General features: G+C 37.3%; 22 protein-coding genes and 1 riboswitch. Of the genes, 14 read left to right on the forward strand and 8 right to left on the reverse strand.

Annotated features, from left to right (window positions below; genetic code table 11):
* The 3 genes from KHA93_RS21250 (at position 1) to KHA93_RS21260 (ending at position 2706) form a co-directional block, all read left to right on the forward strand.
* Entirely contained in the window at positions 1-1080 is a 1080-nt protein-coding gene (locus KHA93_RS21250; RefSeq protein WP_213112543.1) for a hypothetical protein, read from the forward strand.
* A 214-nt stretch (positions 1081-1294) separates the two neighbouring features.
* Complete coding sequence (locus KHA93_RS21255) at positions 1295-2245, forward strand: GNAT family N-acetyltransferase (protein WP_213112544.1); 951 nt, start codon at positions 1295-1297, stop codon at positions 2243-2245.
* Positions 2246-2339: 94 nt separating this feature from the next.
* Positions 2340-2445: riboswitch (SAM riboswitch) on the forward strand.
* Positions 2446-2508: 63 nt separating this feature from the next.
* On the forward strand, positions 2509-2706 hold the full coding sequence (locus KHA93_RS21260) for a hypothetical protein (RefSeq protein WP_213112545.1): 198 nt from the start codon (positions 2509-2511) through the stop codon (positions 2704-2706).
* 83 nt (positions 2707-2789) lie between these two features.
* Here KHA93_RS21260 and phnE (KHA93_RS21265) read toward each other — a convergent pair whose 3' ends face one another.
* The 4 genes from phnE (KHA93_RS21265) to KHA93_RS21280 all read right to left on the reverse strand — a co-directional run bounded on the left by phnE (KHA93_RS21265) (position 2790) and on the right by KHA93_RS21280 (position 6161).
* Positions 2790-3593 (reverse strand): phosphonate ABC transporter, permease protein PhnE, encoded by an 804-nt coding sequence (gene phnE / locus KHA93_RS21265; protein WP_213112546.1) that lies wholly within the window; start codon positions 3591-3593, stop codon positions 2790-2792.
* On the reverse strand, positions 3590-4381 hold the full coding sequence (gene phnE, locus KHA93_RS21270) for a phosphonate ABC transporter, permease protein PhnE (protein WP_213112547.1): 792 nt from the start codon (positions 4379-4381) through the stop codon (positions 3590-3592). Before phnE (KHA93_RS21270) ends, phnE (KHA93_RS21265) begins: the two co-directional genes overlap by 4 nt.
* Positions 4378-5148, reverse strand: a complete 771-nt coding sequence (phnC, locus tag KHA93_RS21275; protein ID WP_213112548.1) for a phosphonate ABC transporter ATP-binding protein — start codon at positions 5146-5148, stop codon at positions 4378-4380. The genes phnE (KHA93_RS21270) and phnC overlap by 4 nt, the downstream gene beginning before the upstream one ends.
* Positions 5149-5243: 95 nt before the next feature.
* The gene (locus KHA93_RS21280) at positions 5244-6161 is read right to left on the reverse strand and encodes a phosphate/phosphite/phosphonate ABC transporter substrate-binding protein (protein WP_213112549.1); all 918 of its coding nucleotides are present in this window, start codon (positions 6159-6161) and stop codon (positions 5244-5246) included.
* A 353-nt stretch (positions 6162-6514) separates the two neighbouring features.
* On the opposite strand from KHA93_RS21280, the gene KHA93_RS21285 reads away from it, so the two are divergent.
* The 4 genes from KHA93_RS21285 to KHA93_RS21300 all read left to right on the forward strand — a co-directional run bounded on the left by KHA93_RS21285 (position 6515) and on the right by KHA93_RS21300 (position 11408).
* Positions 6515-8101: a bifunctional metallophosphatase/5'-nucleotidase gene (locus tag KHA93_RS21285; RefSeq protein WP_213112550.1), complete on the forward strand. Its 1587-nt coding sequence runs from the start codon at positions 6515-6517 to the stop codon at positions 8099-8101.
* Between the two features lie 328 nt (positions 8102-8429).
* Positions 8430-8918 carry a DUF4871 domain-containing protein gene (locus KHA93_RS21290; protein ID WP_349772367.1) on the forward strand — a complete coding sequence of 163 codons (489 nt, stop codon included), beginning with the start codon at positions 8430-8432 and terminating at the stop codon, positions 8916-8918.
* An 81-nt stretch (positions 8919-8999) separates the two neighbouring features.
* Positions 9000-10076 carry an NAD(P)H-dependent flavin oxidoreductase gene (locus KHA93_RS21295; protein WP_213112552.1) on the forward strand — a complete coding sequence of 359 codons (1077 nt, stop codon included), beginning with the start codon at positions 9000-9002 and terminating at the stop codon, positions 10074-10076.
* Between the two features lie 57 nt (positions 10077-10133).
* A complete protein-coding gene (locus tag KHA93_RS21300; protein WP_233711262.1) occupies positions 10134-11408 on the forward strand; it encodes an AAA family ATPase in 1275 nt (424 codons plus the stop codon).
* 21 nt (positions 11409-11429) lie between these two features.
* Here KHA93_RS21300 and KHA93_RS21305 read toward each other — a convergent pair whose 3' ends face one another.
* Together KHA93_RS21305 and KHA93_RS21310 are read right to left on the reverse strand one after the other, a co-directional pair.
* Positions 11430-11984: a GNAT family N-acetyltransferase gene (locus KHA93_RS21305; protein ID WP_213112553.1), complete on the reverse strand. Its 555-nt coding sequence runs from the start codon at positions 11982-11984 to the stop codon at positions 11430-11432.
* 190 nt (positions 11985-12174) lie between these two features.
* Entirely contained in the window at positions 12175-12477 is a 303-nt protein-coding gene (locus KHA93_RS21310) for a hypothetical protein (protein WP_213112554.1), read from the reverse strand.
* 123 nt (positions 12478-12600) lie between these two features.
* Between KHA93_RS21310 and KHA93_RS23400 the strand changes: the two genes are divergently transcribed.
* Positions 12601-12840: a hypothetical protein gene (locus KHA93_RS23400; protein ID WP_233711263.1), complete on the forward strand. Its 240-nt coding sequence runs from the start codon at positions 12601-12603 to the stop codon at positions 12838-12840.
* Positions 12791-13522 carry a hypothetical protein gene (locus tag KHA93_RS21315; RefSeq protein WP_233711264.1) on the forward strand — a complete coding sequence of 244 codons (732 nt, stop codon included), beginning with the start codon at positions 12791-12793 and terminating at the stop codon, positions 13520-13522. Before KHA93_RS23400 ends, KHA93_RS21315 begins: the two co-directional genes overlap by 50 nt.
* A 41-nt stretch (positions 13523-13563) precedes the next feature.
* On the opposite strand, the gene KHA93_RS21320 is transcribed toward KHA93_RS21315, so the two are convergent.
* The gene (locus KHA93_RS21320) at positions 13564-14031 is read right to left on the reverse strand and encodes a DUF2269 family protein (RefSeq protein ID WP_213112555.1); all 468 of its coding nucleotides are present in this window, start codon (positions 14029-14031) and stop codon (positions 13564-13566) included.
* Between the two features lie 217 nt (positions 14032-14248).
* On the opposite strand from KHA93_RS21320, the gene KHA93_RS21325 reads away from it, so the two are divergent.
* The 5 genes from KHA93_RS21325 to KHA93_RS21345 all read left to right on the forward strand — a co-directional run bounded on the left by KHA93_RS21325 (position 14249) and on the right by KHA93_RS21345 (position 17100).
* Positions 14249-15112, forward strand: coding sequence for a gamma-glutamylcyclotransferase family protein (locus KHA93_RS21325; protein ID WP_213112556.1), 864 nt, complete (start codon positions 14249-14251; stop codon positions 15110-15112).
* A gap of 219 nt (positions 15113-15331) precedes the next feature.
* The gene (gene lepB / locus KHA93_RS21330; protein WP_213112557.1) at positions 15332-15955 is read left to right on the forward strand and encodes a signal peptidase I; all 624 of its coding nucleotides are present in this window, start codon (positions 15332-15334) and stop codon (positions 15953-15955) included.
* Positions 15956-16403: 448 nt separating this feature from the next.
* Positions 16404-16622: a DUF1659 domain-containing protein gene (locus tag KHA93_RS21335; protein WP_213112558.1), complete on the forward strand. Its 219-nt coding sequence runs from the start codon at positions 16404-16406 to the stop codon at positions 16620-16622.
* A gap of 35 nt (positions 16623-16657) precedes the next feature.
* Positions 16658-16882 carry a DUF2922 domain-containing protein gene (locus tag KHA93_RS21340; protein WP_213112559.1) on the forward strand — a complete coding sequence of 75 codons (225 nt, stop codon included), beginning with the start codon at positions 16658-16660 and terminating at the stop codon, positions 16880-16882.
* Positions 16883-16932: 50 nt separating this feature from the next.
* Positions 16933-17100 carry a YvrJ family protein gene (locus KHA93_RS21345; RefSeq protein ID WP_233711266.1) on the forward strand — a complete coding sequence of 56 codons (168 nt, stop codon included), beginning with the start codon at positions 16933-16935 and terminating at the stop codon, positions 17098-17100.
* Between the two features lie 163 nt (positions 17101-17263).
* Here KHA93_RS21345 and KHA93_RS21350 read toward each other — a convergent pair whose 3' ends face one another.
* The gene (locus tag KHA93_RS21350; RefSeq protein WP_213112560.1) at positions 17264-17725 is read right to left on the reverse strand and encodes a VOC family protein; all 462 of its coding nucleotides are present in this window, start codon (positions 17723-17725) and stop codon (positions 17264-17266) included.
* Positions 17726-18113 lie beyond the last annotated feature (388 nt).

The raw sequence follows: 18113 nt of genomic DNA on the forward strand, positions 1-18113 counted from the left end.
ATGGCAAAACTAGAAAAGCTACGTTTAGGAGTCGCCTATCATGGAAATCGAATCCTTAAGCATGTGGACAGCGATTTAAGAAATATCATTGATCATAATTTTAACATGATTCTTCATACGTTTTCCCATAACGACTGGGATAGACACCGAAATGTCATGAAAGAAATCATTCAAATGAGCGAAGGGTATGGCTTAGAAGTTTGGGTCAATAATTGGGGGCTAGCAGGACCTCCTGGAGATAAATCTCATTTCTTAGGATATTCGCCGGATAGCCACCAAATATATTCAGATGGGTCAATGGATCCTGTTCGAGTTTGTTTGAATAGTCCTGAATTTCGAAGTTTTACAAAAGAGTGGATTGATGTAATCAAAGAAGCAGGGGCTAAAAAAGTGTTTTGGGATGAACCGCATTTGGGTGCTAAAACGGTAGATAATAATGGAAAGCCCATTATTTATAGTTGTATGTGTAAGCGTTGTCAAAAGCTTTTCAAAGAAAGGTACCAGCATGATATGCCAGTAGAATTTACGAAGGAAGTAGAAGAATTTAGGAGCTGGACAATTCGTGATTATTTTAGTGAGGTAACTCAGTACAGTAATCAAAAATCGATGGATAACATAATATGTGTCATGCTTGAGGAACAACATGGGATTAATTTGAGGGCTCTAGATTATATCGCTGAAATGGATACGATGGATAATATCGGGGCCACCCCATACTGGCAATTAAACCCGGATGTTTATATTGAACCTTATGAATATGTTTATAATGCGACCAAATTAAATATGGACATATGCAGCCGCCATAATAAGGACCATAATATTTGGATACAAGGATGGAATACACCTGCAGGAAGAGAAGAAGAAATTATTTATGCCTCAGAAGCTGCATATGATGCTGGGGCGAGAACGATACTTGTATGGGGATATCGCGGTTGTGAATCGAATGACTATGGGTCGAAAAATCCTGATTTAACTTGGAAAGTAGTTGGTGATGCCATGACGAGATTAAAAAATAGGCATCGTGATGAACAGCTTGCTACATTAAGAGAAAAAGGTCAACAGCAATTGGTAACTAAATAGAATACAAGCATTGTATAAGGCTTTTCCCTTTGGTTGTTTTTGTGTTCGCTAAAGGGAAAAGCCCTTTACTAGAATTAAAGAAAGCATAAGTTTTTAAAAGTTTATACTTTTAACTAAAGCTTTCGTTGTCTAGCTCCAGGTGCCATTGGCTCAGAACATTTGCTAGTCGAAGGTAGCGTGCGCCTTGTGCCTTTCTAAAGAAGGAGGTAAATACATGCAAAACATTCAAATTCAAACGCTAGAAGACTATCCAGGGGATACAAAGAAATTAACACAATTTTGGAATGAAAATCTAGCAGATTCATTTCCGATTAAAGAAAGTTTATTTGAAAGAAGTTTATTAAAAAACACTTGGATTGATCGCCAAAATTCATATATTGCCTTAGATGGAGATCAAGTAATTGGTCTACTGATTTCAAAAAAAGGCAAGGAACAAGGACTTTGGCAGGAACAAGTGTGGATAAGTGCATTCCTTGTCAACAAATGCTATCGCAAAAACGGAATTGGTAGCAGATTAATACAGCTGTTTGAGGATAAAATTCAAAAAGGAATGGATATTACTGTGGGATCAGACCCATACCATCTATTTCCTGGTATTCCTTCCGAACAAGTTGAGGCAATAAGCTTCTTTGAGAAGCGTGGATATGACGTAACTGATAAAACATATGATCTTCGAGCTGATATATCTGAACATAAGGAGCAGTATCCATTAGATCCTATGTATTCAGTTAGAAGATTAAAAGAAGGGGAACAGGAAGAGCTTATTTTCCTATTCGCAAAGGATTTTGGCGAACGTTGGGTTTATGATTTAACAGAAGGATATGGGAATAACGAAAGAAAAATTGATGGTACGATTGGATTGTTTAAAGACAATACACTCATAGGCTTCGCGAATGTAAACACCTTTAATGATGGGTATTTGGCGCCGAATGTCTTTTGGAAAGATCTCTTACATAATCATTATTCAGGACTGGGACCAATCGGAGTAGCGGAGGAATACCGAGGTAAAGGCCTAGGTATCGCCTTATTGGAAAAAGCTGTTTTGCAGCTCCAAAAAGAAGGCGTTAAGGAAATGGTTGTAGACTGGACTGTTTTTGTGAATTATTACGGGAAAGTTGGATGTAAACCATGGAAAGAATATGTACATACGGCTAAATCAAATTAATATAATAATTTAACTTTAAATTGGAAAAAATGGAAATACAAAAGGATAATTATTGAAAAAAATGTAAAATCAGCATAAAATAAATTTAATTAAATAGTTATCTAGAGTGGCTTAGAGATCTGGCTCGAGGACGCCACAGCAACCTGCTTAAAAAAGTAAGGTGCTAATACCAGCAAAGCAATCGCTTTGGATGATAAAACGGAGTAGAACCCTTTTGTATCCAATGCAAAAGGGTTCTTTTTAGTCCGAAAGGAGGAGCATCAATGGAAAACATCAACATGAAAAATGAAAAAGCAAAACAAGTAATAAATGATGGGTACGAAACACCACCGGTCACTGAGGTCATAAAAGAAATGACTCCAGAAGAATTAGAAGCGTTCAAGAGGGAGAGGTATCAGAAGTTTATAAAACCGTTCTTGGATCAAAATGATACCCAGATCAAAAAGAAAAATAAGACGTAGTCTTTGTTGCAATAAAAAAATAAAGTCACGCCCTAAATTTAGAAATTCAATTTAGGGCGTGCATCTTTCCATTTTTCTTTTGATTATACAATCTTCTTCCTTATATATCCCGACAACAGATCAATGACTGAAACCATCATAATAATGCCTATTAAGATAATCCCGACACGTTCCCAATCTCTCGACGTAAGTGCAAAGATTAACGGAGTTCCGATACCGCCAGCTCCAATCATACCGAGAATGGCTGCAGAGCGAACATTGATTTCAAAACGATACAAAGTATACGAGATAAAACCAGGCATCACTTGTGGAAGGACTGCAAACCAGAGTATTTGCAAACGATTTGCCCCTGTTGCTGTCAATGCTTCAGCTGGCCCCGGATCGACACTTTCAATTTCCTCAGAAAAAAGCTTTCCTAACATGCCGATGGAGTGCAAACCTAAAGCGAGTACTCCGGCAAATGAACCGGGTCCGACCGCTTTAATGAACATAATCGCCATGACGATTTCCGGAAATGTCCGGATCAAACTGAGAAGGAATTTCCCTGTATTTGTAGTAGCCTTCCCTTTACTCATATTTGATGCTGCCCAAAAAGCAAATGGAATACAAAGGAAGGCAGAAATAAATGTGCCCAGTACTGAGATGGCTATCGTATCAAGGAGTCCACGTAATAAATCTTCTCCATCAGGCAAGTACACATAATCCCAATCAGGACTAAAAATGCCAGAAAAAATTGCTTTTGATATTTGGCCAGCCGTTTCTTTTACACCTGTAATCGGCATCCCAGAAAACGCCCAAATATAAATGAGGGCAAGAGCTATATAAATCACCCATAGACGGTTATTTTTTTTTCGTGGTTTGATGTATGTTACTTGTGCATTGTTCATAAGAGTTTCTCCCGTAAAGTGGTGCTGATGTAATCGACAAGTAAAACTACGACTAATGTAAAAATGATAATGGAACTTGTTTTATCATATTCAAAGAATCCAAGAGTACGGTCGTAATAAAGTCCAATCCCACCTGCACCGACTAATCCTAAAACAGCAGCAGCCCGAATATTAACCTCAAACGTGTAAAGAACGTATGAAATATAATGTGCTAACACTTGTGGAATGACTCCGAAAAAAATCCACTGTACTTTATTTGCTCCGACTGCTGTCATTGCCTCTAATGGCCCAGGATCAATTGCTTCAATAGCTTCATACGTTAATTTGGCAACTAGTCCTATTGAAAAAATCGTTAAAGCAAGAATTCCGGGCAAAGGACCTAATCCAAAAATAGCAACAAAAATGGCGGCTAACAGCAGGTCAGGAATGGTCCGAATTAAATTTAGAACAGCTCTTACAGGGTAATGTAGCCAAGTACTTTTTATGATATTGCTCGCAGAAAAAATCGCAATTGGAATGGCGATAATAGCTCCAAATGTTGTCCCCAATAGAGCCATTCGTATCGTATCAAGCATGGCTGGGATAATTTTTATAAAGTAAGACCAATTAGGCGGAAACATTTGCACGAGCAAATCAAGCATATTTGGAATGCCAATCATTAGTTCTGTCAATGAAGAACTTGTTTTTATGGCACTACCAAAAAACAGAACAATCATCAATAGTACTGTTAAATACAATTTCTGCTTGCTCTGAGGAGTGGGTATTATTTTCTCCTGTTGTTTTATCATGCTTCTACTCCTAATAGCTCTTCTTTTTTAATAGGTCGTCCGTATATTTCCGAAAATACCTCATCTGTCGCTTTTTCCACTGGTCCATCAAAAACAACTTCACCAGCTCGGAGCCCAATAATTCTCGTTGCATATTCTCTTGCCAAATCAATAAAGTGAAGGTTAACAATCGTTGTAATTCCTAGCTCCTGATTGATTCTTTTCAAATCATCCATTACTTGTTTTGTAGTTAAAGGATCGAGAGAGGCTACCGGTTCATCCGCCAAGATGATTTTTGCCTCTTGTGCAAGAGCACGAGCAATGGATACACGCTGTTGCTGACCTCCTGAAAGCTCAGTCGCTCTGGAATAAGCTTTTTCAAGGATGTTTACTCGATGCAGGGCATCAAATGCTAGGTTCATATCTTCCTTTGGGAATAAACCTAAAATCGTTCGCCAAGTAGAATGATAGCCAACACGACCAGACAGTACGTTACGCAAAACGGATGAACGCTTTACAAGATTAAAGCTTTGAAAAATCATTCCAATATCTCTGCGTAGTCTTCTTAATTGTGCCCCTTTTGCCTCAGTAATCGATTTTCCATTAATAATGATATTCCCGCTAGAAATTTCAATTAATCGATTGATGGAGCGCAAAAGAGTGGATTTTCCTGCTCCAGATAGACCAACAATTACGACAAACTCACCTTTTTCGATGGTGAGATTTATATTATTTAACCCTTTCACACCATTAGGATATGTTTTTGAAACATTAGCAAATTCTATCACTACAATTCCACCTTCTTTTATGATTAAAAAATGCCAAACCAGTTAACCTGGCTGGCATTATATAATAAATGGGGGGGTAAAGGATATCAAAAAAATTACTCGGTTTTTACTCTTTTAGCATAATCACGAACGATATCGAACACTTTATCTTCTGATGTTACATAACCTTCATGTGAATAAATATCTTTAATAATTGCATGTCCTTCTTCATCTTTCCCGATGTCAATGAATGCTTGTTGAATCTTCTTCACCCATTCCTCGCTCATATCTGAACGAATCGAAATGGTATCATTAGGGATTGCTTCGGTAAAATGTATGACTTTCGTGTCTTCAAAAACGGAAGGATAGTCACCTTTTACAATATTACGTGCATCTTGGAAAATGACTGCCGCATCGACATCACCATTTAACAATGCAATCACTGCTTGATCGTGACCTTTTACTGTGATTCCTTCAACATCCGTAAGCGGGTCAATTTTTTTATCCATTAAAGCAGCTGCTGGCCACACATATCCAGCTGAAGAAGTAACATCTTGGAAGGCAATTTTCTTACCTTTTAAATCTTCTATTTTATTAATATTAGAATCCTTTTTTACGATAAACATAGATTTGTAAAAGTCTACGAGCTTATCATTAGGCTGGCCGGTTTCATCGTCAACACCAAAGCGTTGTGCTTGAAGGATGACTTTGGCAGCACCTTTTTCATGGGCTTGTACATACGCGGTTGGAGGCAAGAAACCAACATCTACTTTCTTTGATGCCATTGCTTCTACGATAGTATTGTAGTTTGTCGATACGCTAACAGTCACCGGAATACCGAGCTTTTCCTTTAATAATCCTTCTAAAGGTTTTGCTTTCGCTTCTAATGTATCAGCATTTTGCGATGGTACAAATTGAACTGTCAGACTCTCAGGTACATAATCTCCACCTGATGCTTTCGTGGAGCCACATCCACTTAAAATGCCGACAGCTATTGCTGATGACAGTCCAATTGCTGCCAATTTCTTAAACATAAGGTTACCTCCAGATGAGTAATAATTTTACTTACAAATCGAATTATAACAATGAAATTTCGTGATTCTGTTAATAACAGGTTAAGTTATGTAAAGGATATGTATAGATTTTGTGTGATCACTTTTCCAATATAAAAACAGGTCTATAATTACAATAAGAAAAACGCAAGGCGCCCGCCTATCGGCGACAAGCAAATGTTCTGAGACATAAAAAGTCTTTTCTCTGACTTTTAGCGTCTTTGACCCCGAGCCGATGGCGCCTGGTGCTAAAACAGCAAAAGGATAAGTTCCGAAACATAGAGCTTATTAAAAACTTATGCTTTCTTTACTTTCAAGTGAAAAGGGTGGGGCGAATGCAGGAAAAATATGAACAATGTACCTTAGTGATTCTTGAAACGAGCGATCTTCATGGACATGTTTTTCCAAAACATTATCGAAATCGTGAAGAAGTGAATGGTGGGTTAGCGAAACTGGCTTCCATCATTAAGGGTGAACGTGAAAGAAGTAGCTATTCACTATTAATTGATAATGGGGATGTTATCCAAGGGACACCACTAACGTACTATTATGCAAAGTTTATGAATGAGGAAAAAAATCCGCTCATTACCATTATGAATAAATTAGAATACGACTGTGCTGTAATAGGAAATCATGAATTTAATTATGGAAGAGAACTATTACAAAGAGCCGTTAATGAATCGAAGTTCTCTTGGTTATCAGCCAATATATTAGAGGAATCATCAATGGGACCTGCTTTTGGTCATCCTTATATCGTTAAGGAATTTAATAATGGGCTAAGAGTGATTGTATTAGGAGTAACAACACATTTTATCCCGAACTGGGAGCATCCAGGGAATATAACGGGACTATCATTTGAAGATGCATTATTAAGTACAAAAAAGTGGATTGAATACATTCAAACGCATGAAAAATATGATTTATTAGTTGTCTCTTATCACGGCGGATTCGAACGAGATTTCCATTCTGGAGAAGAAACTGAAATGTTGACAGGTGAGAACCAGGCATATGCAATGTGCCATGAATTGAAGGGAATAGATATATTGCTCACAGGACATCAGCATCGAATGATTGTGGATAAAGTTAATGGCGTTACGATTATTCAACCTGGATGTCACGGGGAAGCAATAGGGAAAGTTGCCGTTACTTTTGAAAAAGTGAATGGGAAATGGGGCGTTAAAGAAAGCTCTCCTCAGTTATTGAAAGTAATGGATGAGGTAAAAGCAGATCCACATATTATGAAACTGACGGAAGGATATGAAGAAGCAACTCAAACCTGGTTAGACCAACCAATCTGTACCATTAAAGGAGATATGACTATAACAGATCCATTGGAGGTTAGAGTCAGTGATCATCCACTTATTGAATTTCTCAACGAAGTGCAAATGGATGCTTCTGGAGCAAAGATATCTTGTACCGCACTTTTTGATAATCAATCACGGGGCTTTTCAGAGCATGTAACAATGAGGGATATTGTATCCAATTACATATATCCAAATACGTTAAAGGTTATTCGAATCTCTGGTCAGGCTATGAAGGATGCCCTAGAGAAAAGCGCATCCTATTTCATGACGAATGAAAACGGGGATATCTACGTAAATCAAGAGTTTACCGACCCTAAACCACAGCACTATAACTACGATATGTGGGAAGGCATTGACTATCTTTTAGATATAAGGAAACCTGTTGGTTCGCGGGTTGTTTATTTAAAGATAGGAGAGAACGATGTACAGATGGACGCTGAATATGAAGTCGTCATGAATAATTACCGTGCAGCAGGGGGCGGAGGTTACACTATGTTCAGTAATAGACCCGTCATCAAAGAAATTCAAATCGACATGAGGGAGCTAATCGCAAATTACATGTTAAAGAGGAAAACGATACGCGCTAGTTGTAATGGGAATTGGAAGGTTATTTGGTAAAAGTTTTAAAGGCATGGAACCGAAGGAAGGTTTCGTGCCTTTATCATTTATGTTCGTGCCCTTGGTCTCGAAAAAAACAGGGTGAAGGTAACGCACGCTAATTTTACTAGAAATAGAAAAGGAGTCTATCACATTAAAAAGCTACTTTCTTTGATTTTAGAAGGAATTAGAGTCATAAACGGCGTACATTAATATAATAGTTATAAACATTAAAGAATTTCATATGCTAGTGTTTTTTGAATACAATTGGCAATGAAAGAATACGTCTTGCCGCTGGTTTGCAATAATGCTGACATCTATGTTATTTGGAAAAACATACATATTGGGGGTGGATGTTTTGAAAAGACTGGCGTTGTTGGTGGTTGTATGTAGTATGTTTTTTGTAGTTACTGCCTGCGCCTCAAACAAAATCGTTTTGTCTGATAATATTCCTGATTTTGTCCAGGAAAGTGATTTCGAAAACATTAATTGGGAAAATAAAGCTGTAAAATTTGGCGACGACGGAAAAATCATTGGAAATGAAAACAAATCTGGTGTTATTGGTGCGGATATGCCAAGTCTAAACGGTCAAAAGTGGATGTGGCATCTATGGGGTGTTGATGAAGCTGAACTTACAGTCATTGGACTGCATAAAAAAACCAATACAGTTCACCAAATATTAACGGATGGCTGGACAAAGCATGTAAGTGGTGCAAATAATGGTGCCGATTCACATGCACCGTCTTCGGTTAAAATTCCAAAGCCAGGAGAATGGGCGATATTACTTTATACAAATGGAGAGTTTTTTGATACTTTAATTTATGAGATTAATGAGTAGTAGTTAGAAAGGCTACTTTGGTAGTCTTTTTTCTGTTTTCGTTATTTTAATCCAATCTATTGCATGAAAAGAGGTATAAGAATGTTAGCTAATGAACTTACAGACCTTTTACAAATTGACTATCCCATTATTCAAGCGCCTATGGCTGGTGGAATATCTACAACAAAACTAGTGTCTTCTGTTTCCAATCATGGAGGTCTTGGAATGATTGGAGCCGGGTATTTGAATCCTCCTCAAACTCGTGAACAAATAAGGGAAGTAAGGCAATCAACGGGCAATAATTTTGGAGTGAATCTATTTGTCCCAACTTCTTTTCAGCGTTCAGATGAAAAAGTACGTCTAGCTAATGATTTATTAGGTCCGATACATGATCTACTAGAAATCGAAAAAAATGAGATTTCCTCTCCAACTAATGAAAGTCTTGTAGAATCATTCAATGCACAAGTGGCTGTGGTTATTGAAGAAAAAGTGCCGACTTGTTCTTTTACGTTTGGAATACCGAGTATAGAAATTATCGATACGTTAAAAAAACATAATATTATTGTGATCGGGACAGCCACAACTGTTAAAGAAGCTATGGAGATTGAAAAAGCGGGAATGGACATGGTTGTCGTTCAAGGAAGTGAGGCTGGCGGACACCGTGGAACGTTCATTAATGGTTATCATGAAAGCTTAGTCGGTTTAATGTCACTGATTCCACAAGTCGTTGATAATGTTAAGATCCCAGTAATTGCCGCTGGAGGAATTATGGACGGCAGAGGATTAATGGCTTCGCTCTGTTTAGGTGCAAAAGGAGTTCAAATGGGGACTGCTTTTTTGACTTGCGTGGAAAGTGGAGCACATGAAATGCATAAAGATGCTATCCTTCATTCAACAGAAGACCAAACGGTTTTAACTCGTGCATTTTCAGGTAAGTGGGCGAGGGGTATTAAGAATAAATTTATCGCGGATTTACAGGAACACGAAACATCATTTCCAGACTTTCCAATACAAAATTCTTTAACCAAAGATATTAGAAAAGCTGCTTCAGTACAAAACAATCCGGAATTTATGTCATTATGGTCTGGTCAAAGTCTGAGATTAGCTAAAAAACAAACTGTCGAAACATTAATGAAAAAGATGATTGATGAAGCTGCCAAAATAATGAATAACTTTTAGGTTAATGATAGTGATATACTTGCTGAAACAATATCTAGGGGAATAAGGGAGAATACATTGAAAGAGACATCATTTTTAATTCGAATTAGTGAGAATAGTAGAGACGTTTTACCTAATTATCATGACTATGGCATCGTCCTAGAAAAAATAACACAATTAATTTCAGCACAAACAGATATCTCAATGAAGATTTATATAGATAATGAAAATCAAGAAGAATTATGGAATGTGTTAGAAGAAGACGTTGCAGCAGGTCACGCAAAATTACTTTCAAACATATATGATTATGTTGAAACAGGCTCAATTACCTTTAAAAATAGTGGAGCGCAACAGGGCTTTGTGATTAAGCCAGCTATTAATAATTCTGTCTATTTCTATCCAGACTATCATGTTGCCTTCGTGAGATTGCCAATTTATCAAAGTTATACTGATTATGAGCGCCAATTTATTTTTGCTGAAAATGATCAATGCTTATTGGCCTTTATCAAGTATGCTTATGAACGTCAAAGGGAAATGATGAATAACAGTATAAGTGTATTTACATACACGGAAGATGGAGTTGAAAGGACTCATGAAGAGATTACCCAGCAAGTATCGAGGGATGATGTTCTTTTAGAGGAAGAGTTAAAAAATGAGATTTACCGATCGATTGATCAGTTCTTCAACGAAAGCGGCGATTTTTTTAAGACTTATCATATTCCATATAAACGTGGTATTCTTCTTTATGGCCATCCTGGAAATGGAAAAACGACGCTTGTTAAATCAATAGCAGGTAGTGTTTCTGCACCTGTTGCCTATTGGCAAATAACAGAATATACAACGAGTTACTCGATTAAAGAGGTTTTTTCCATCGTAGCGAAAATGGCACCAATGATATTGGTAATAGAGGATATTGACTCTATGCCGGAATCAGCCCGTTCTGTCTTTTTAAATACGTTGGACGGAGCTACATCTAAAGAAGGTATTTTCTTAATTGGGACAACGAATTATCCTGAAAGAATTGATCCAGCATTAATGAATCGCGCAGGACGCTTCGACAGGGCGTATGAAATAAAGAATCCAAACTACGATTTACGTTTGCAATATTTGTACTCAAAAAAAATGGATCGGTTTATCAATGAAACAGATATGATGTATATCGCTGAAAGAACAGAGAAGTTTTCTGTGGCACAATTAAATGAACTATATACTTCTGCTGCTCTTCAGTGGCATTATGAGCACTCGATTGATATCGAAAACTTAATAAAAAACCTCGAAACGGCTAATAAGAAAGCGCGCAATCAAGAATGGAATATGGATGATCATTCATCTAAAGTAGGTTTTGGATTATAGGGATTGCTGATGCAGTCCCTTTTATAGTTTTTTGACTAAATAATGATAAAAATGCTGGTTGATCGAAATGGTTTTTTTATAGGAAAAACCAAGACGTTCGTACAGCCTACGTGCTTTATGATTCGATTCTTCTACATTCAAAGAAAAAGTGGGATATCCTTGTTCTTTTGCATAAGTAATCATCGATTGGATTAGTTCCGTTCCAAACCCTTGTCCTCCAAATTGTGAATTCACACTTAAGGTATCTAAATAGAAATCTGTTTCATCCGTTTCTTGATCAAAAAATGGTTCTTTTCCTGTTTTTTCCTTCACATGTGCACGTATAGGTTCATCAAGCTCGTAGGCAACCTTCCCATGGTAGGCAACGATTATGCCAACGGGGATACCATCAACAGTTTTAACTAGACAATTTTGATAACTTAATCGATTTTTTTCTTGAGTAAAATATAGTCCCAATTGTTCTAGAACTTTCTCCTTTTCGTGTTCTCCGGTCAATGCATTGGCTATATCGTGAATGGCGTCATAAATAAGGATGGCTGCTTGATGATAATCTTGTTTTTGTGCCTGTCTAATCATGGTGGGTACACTTCCTTTATCTACTATCGAATAGTTTCATTATATCTAAATTCCGTGAAAAATGCCGAAAGCTCGATTTAACAGCAAAAATTAAAAAGCTATCAGCGAGCGGCCGACAGATTAATTTTCGTCTATCCGTCGAAAATAACAAAATTCAATAGGGAAATTTCTAGAGGTCATTTATAGAGGGTTAAGTAGTAATGTTTCGCAGTTTTCGTTCATGTTGTAAGTTCTTGCTTGCTAAGAAGTCGACTGTTTCTTGAGTCTCCTGTAATTCTATTCGAAAGACGTCTAGCTTTTTTTCTAAGCGATCGAATCGTTCTTCAAATTTAGCTTCCATTTTGTCCATACGACTATTCAATCCAAGTAGCTCATTGTCCATTTTGTCCATTCGCCCGTTTATTTCATCCTTAAAATCGTTTATCTTTCCATCAATTTGTTCTGAATAAAGTTTTAACGCATTTAAAATTTCTTGGATTCCTGCCTTTTCCACTTAATTCACCACCTTTCGCATTATGGATATTATACCATAGGGCTTGTACGAAAAGTTCGACTTAAAGGATTTCCATTACTTTTATTGAATATATACATATCATTAAACGGAAGGTTGAGATCCATGAAACATACATTTCAAAAAGCGGCAGCTTGGATAAAACGAAATGCACGTCCTCTGGAAGTGGCGAGATGGGAATATATATTTAAGAATGGTTCCCGTGACAATGTTGTTCGTTATTTAGCTGCCTATCAAAACGAAGATGGTGGTTTCGGACACGGAATTGAACCTTTGGCTGCCATCCTCTTCTCCAATGGCTACCTGGGCAGCTGGACAAATTTTATTGGAAATCGGAGCAAGTGAAAAGGAAGAAATCGTTGAAAAAATGCTCAATTATTTAACAAATACGGTTGATCTCGAAACTGGGATGTGGCCATCGGCACTACCAGAAACTAATCAACACCCACATGCTCCATGGTGGCATTGGAATGAAGGGGTCCAAGAGAATTGGATGTTTAATCCAGGAGTTGAATTGGCGGCGTTTCTCGTCCATTGGACGTCTGATCATAACGAAGCGGCTCAGATTGGATGGTCTTCCATTGAGAAAGCCGTAAATCGGTTAATGAATGCGAATGAAATGGACAGGCATGAAATTAATAATTACCAACAATTTTTAAACATTATGCAATCTCATAAGGAGAGATTTGAAGAAAAGATAGATTATGGGCTGGATGTAGTTTCGGATAAAATCATGTTGCTTGCCGCTAGTTGTATAGAGCGTGATGTTGCGGAATGGTCGGCAGGTTATAAAGTTCTCCCATTAGATATAATCGGTAGCCCTGAACATCCACTGTATTCGGAATTTAGTACCTTGGTGGAGCAGAACTTACATTTTTTCATGGAAGAGGTTTCTGTTGAAGGGATATGGGATAACCCATGGAGTTGGGGGAGTAATCCAGAAGAATTTCCGATTGCAAGAAGATACTGGCAAGGGATACTTGCGGTAAATAGATATAAAACTTTGAAGAAGTTTGAATATATTTAACACCCCCTCCTTTTCTAGAAAGAAGGGGGATTTTCTCCACTTTAAAAGAATTTCGTTAGCGCGAGAATCAAATTGATCAATACGCCAATATGCATAATATCAAATAATATAATGATATGATTAAATTGGGAACGGATTTCATCGTTCACTCCTTTGCCTTCTGCTAAATTACTATTTAACTGTTTGCCAATTTTATTCATGCGTGGACCGATATAGAAGAAAAAGCCCAGTAGCACAATAAGCATGATATATTGTTTTAAACCAATCCATGACCAACTAAGGAAAGTATAATGATGCATAATCGTCATGATGATTCCCGTTACGAGAATCGTAAAAACCGACGTTAGAAAGAATGGAACAGTACTTAACATCAATTTTAACATCGTTGCTTCTAACTCAGTACCTTTGGCTTTCAAAACCCCCCCTACTGTAAAAAAGCGTTCATATAATGCTCCTCCAAGCCAACAACAAACTGCAATTAAATGAAGAATTAATAATAACGTAAACATAGGTCTTCCCTCCTATTATGAATAAACATTATTTATATATGAAGGGTTTGGGAAGATTAGAAGGGATAAGAACCATATATGATAAATATATTTGAGGATGCTTTGTAAGGTATTCTAGAGTGGACGAGAGAATTTCTTTGGGAAAAGCAAGAGCTGCTCGGAATCGTAAGACGCATACAGCAAGAGAAATGATAAGCCTACAAAGGAGTAGATTAATATGAGAAACCTTGTATTTGTTTACGGAACATTGAGAAGGAGTGAAAGAAACCATCATTTATTGTATGGGGCCACTCGTATCGCTGAGCAAGCTTGGACAAATGGGGCCTTGTTTAATACAGAAAGTGGATATCCCATTTTGAAAAATACCGCCGACAGAGACGTTGTGTATGGTGAACTGTATGAAGTGAGTGAAAGCCAACTAGCTAGATTAGACGAATTGGAAGGTTATTACGGAGAGGGTAAAAATAACTTTTATGATAGAGTTGTAAATACCATTTTTACAGATAAAGAGATTTACCATGCATTCGTTTATGTCATGACCGAGCAACAGACCGATTTGCTCCATGGCAAAGTAGAGAATGAAGACTGGAAAGTACAGCACTTTATCAAGCAAAATCACTTTCTATATTTTGCTTACGGAAGCTGTATGGATCATGAACGTTTTAAAATAGCTGGGGCAGATCATTATTTTCAAAAACTTGTAGGTCGTGGCGTGTTAGCTGGGTATACTCTAGGGTTTACAGTCCAGCTTCCAGACGGAGGGCGGGCTGATATTATTGAAATGGGTGGCGTCGTTGAGGGAAAAGCATATGAAATCATCCCGGATGCCATTCCTTATCTTTTCCAAAGAGAAGGGGTTGGCGGCCGACTTTACCGTCCTGCCATCATAGAGATTAAAATTAATGGAGCGCTAAAAGAAGCATTAACTTTTATCGTCGTGAAAAAGGAAGAAGAACTGGCACCACCCGATCATTATTCTGAGGAGATTTTGCGTGGTGGTGAAGGTACGTTAAGTCCCGAATATTTGAAAAAGATAAAAGAAAAAATAGAAATACTTAAAGGTAAGGAAACGATTGTTTAACCTTTATCATATTAGCCAAAACCATTGGAACATAGCTCAATATCTATTGTTTTCGGCTTTTTTATTATCACATTTTGTCATTTCTAATATTTAGCTACCATTTTACTTCAAACAAAAGAAGGAGTATATAAGATTCAAAAAAGTATTCAGAAAATTGACACAAATAATTGTAAGTGTTTTCTATTTTTAAAGTATAATAAGTAAAAGGAGGCGATCTAATTGAGTAAACGAATACAAGGAACGTTTTTAGCATTTTTGTTACTAGTAACGGGCTGTTCTGGAAAAACTCTGACAGACCCAACTACCAAAATAGATGTAGAAGTCGTTTCAGACATTACTTCCGATATGATCGTCATCCATGCAATGAACGATGAAATGGACAGAGGCAATCTTGATTTCTTTGATAAAGATATTGTGGTGGAACCTAGGTATTATGATAAACATCCAATCAAAAGAGGCGAAATCATTACCTACAAAGGGGATTGGGATGAAGGAATTGATGGGATTACCCGCGTGATAGCTTTTGAGGGTGATAACGTTAAGATTTCAACGGCACAATTTTATATAAACGGAAAAAAGTTGGATACATTTTATGGTAGAGCACATAGGTTAGGAAAGGATTTAAATCAATTGAAAAATGAGTTGGAGAAAGGGGATTTTGAGGCATCTCATATAGAACAGAATGTGGAAAACATGGTTGAATATTTTCAGGATATAAGCGAAGAAGAAATTACGGTTCCAGAAGGATTTGTCTATGTTACGGGCGATGATTGGTTTAGAAGTGGCACAATGGGAGTCTTACCTATAGAAAATATTACAGGAAAATTAATAGGATACAAATAGAATCTTAAAAAAGTAATCTCTCTTGCTTGCTGAATGAAAACTTTACCGAGAACTGGTATTAATATCAATAAACATCTACTGTATATAATTGGCGATCTAATTTCTATTTTAGAATCAATAATTAATACGTCATTTCAATATAAATATTCACCAATGAATATAAAAGAGCAATTCCATTTTGATCAATCATTTTTCAAAATGGAGTTTTTTATTTGTAATGTGATTTTGAAATAATTAAACAGTCGTACGCCGAAATTCACGGAAACCCTATTCCACCAACGGTTTGGACGGTGCGTCCACGATACGTGGACAAAAAGAAAAAGAAAAAGAAAAAGAAAACTACTACTATGTAGTCGGCGTGGCCAGTGATTGATTTTAATCATTTTTCAACAGGGTGTCCTTTTTGGCGTCTACCTCCTATATAGAAGGTGAAAGGGAGGTGAAGCAAATGGCACAGGGGATTTTAAAGTCAAGCAATTTGAAAGTTGTTTTTGACTACGGAGTGGACGAGCACAACAAGCCAATCTTCAAAACGAAGACGTTCAATCGTATTCGCCGAGATTCAACTGCGGATGAGCTTTACAGCGCGGCTATTGCAATTGGTTCCTTATCTCAAGAGCCAGTTTGGGCAATTGAACGAAATGATAGTTACGAGATTGGTGAGTAAAAAACAGAATTTCGCAGAAAGGGAGGTGAGAAGGAATGAAAGTATTAGAGCTAAACTTTTTAACGGAAGAGGGAAAAACATCGAAATTGACCATTGATCAGCCACTTGAGCCAGTGGATCCTGCTCAAGTGAAAGCTGCAATGGAAAACATCATCGCTTCCAACGTTTTCCTCGACACGGATGGGAACCGATTTGTCGAAGCCAAGTCAGCACGACTCGTCGAAAGAAATGTTGAGGAAATAGACATAGATCTTGAATAACGAAAATAGGCTGACTCCAGTCCGGGTCAGCCTATTTTGTTTATCGAAAAATGAAAGGAGTTGACCCAAAAGTGGAACAAATTCTCCCATTCCTAAGTGAGGTTGGTTTTCCGGCACTCGTAACCTTCTACTTACTGTACCGGATCGAAACAAAACTGGATGCCGTCCTTCAGTCCCTGCAAAGTTTGCCAGAGCGAATGCAGAAAATGAGGGAGTGAGTAGTTGGGAAAGAACAGCCTGCCGTGGTGTAGGGCAGGCTGTAAATACTTTATAATAGAGTCGAATTAGAAAATGGAAAAATTTTCAAAAAAGTATGGGCTTAGCTGAGATAGATGAATAAATAGATCATAGGCTTACGTTTTTTCAAAATAGCATTAACAATTAAGGTTGCCAGACTTCCCACACGTTCCCATCAGGGTCGGCGAATGTTATATTTGGACCGCAAGTCACCCGTTCACCAATAATATTCACTCCATTTTCCTTAAAACGTTCGAAAAGTTCTTGGATATGTGGGGTTATGAAACAGCCAACGGCGTGTCGTTTACCTCCGTCCTGTGTCCATGAAAAGCCTAAACGACCGCCTTCTTCCGCCGACTTGTGAAGGAACAAAGCAGGAATAGTACATGTAGCTGGGTCTGAAGTGGTTCCGTCAGCTTCGAAAAACCTCAAGATGGACATTTCCATCCCAGGCTCAACTTTATGGTTGTCTGCAGGTTGGCATCCTAGGTTTTTCTGATACCATTTAACGGACTCATAGACATCATTGACTGGAACATAAATACAAGTCATTCCAGTTATATCTCTTAATCTTTTTTCCACTTTGGTTTCTTCATTTGTTTGCATACTCCATCTCCTCTCCGTAATGTGATAAATAATCTATAATTATCTTCTATTTCCAAAAAACGTTTTCCTGCTATTTTTTTAAAAAATAGCGGATTACTGTGAGTTGTCTTAAGTATAATTCTTTACAATCTTTTATCCGTGTTAACATATATCTAATTTCAATAAAAAGTACCGAAAAAGGGTCGTTATTTATAAAACAGAACCTTCTTTTAACTTCCCAAACTACTAGTTGTATAATCGGAAATATATGTTCCTTTTTTATTGCATCCTTCATTTTATTATTCGTCAAATGTAGTAATAAAAATGGTCCATCAAAAATGCTTTTACCATTGCACTCTGTCGAAAGAACAATCCAATAGAAATGATTGGATTATCACTATCTTATGTG

It is taken from the genome of Lederbergia citrisecunda (genome assembly GCF_018343695.1).
In the GTDB taxonomy this organism is placed as follows: Bacteria; Bacillota; Bacilli; order Bacillales; family Bacillaceae_C; genus Lederbergia; species Lederbergia citrisecunda.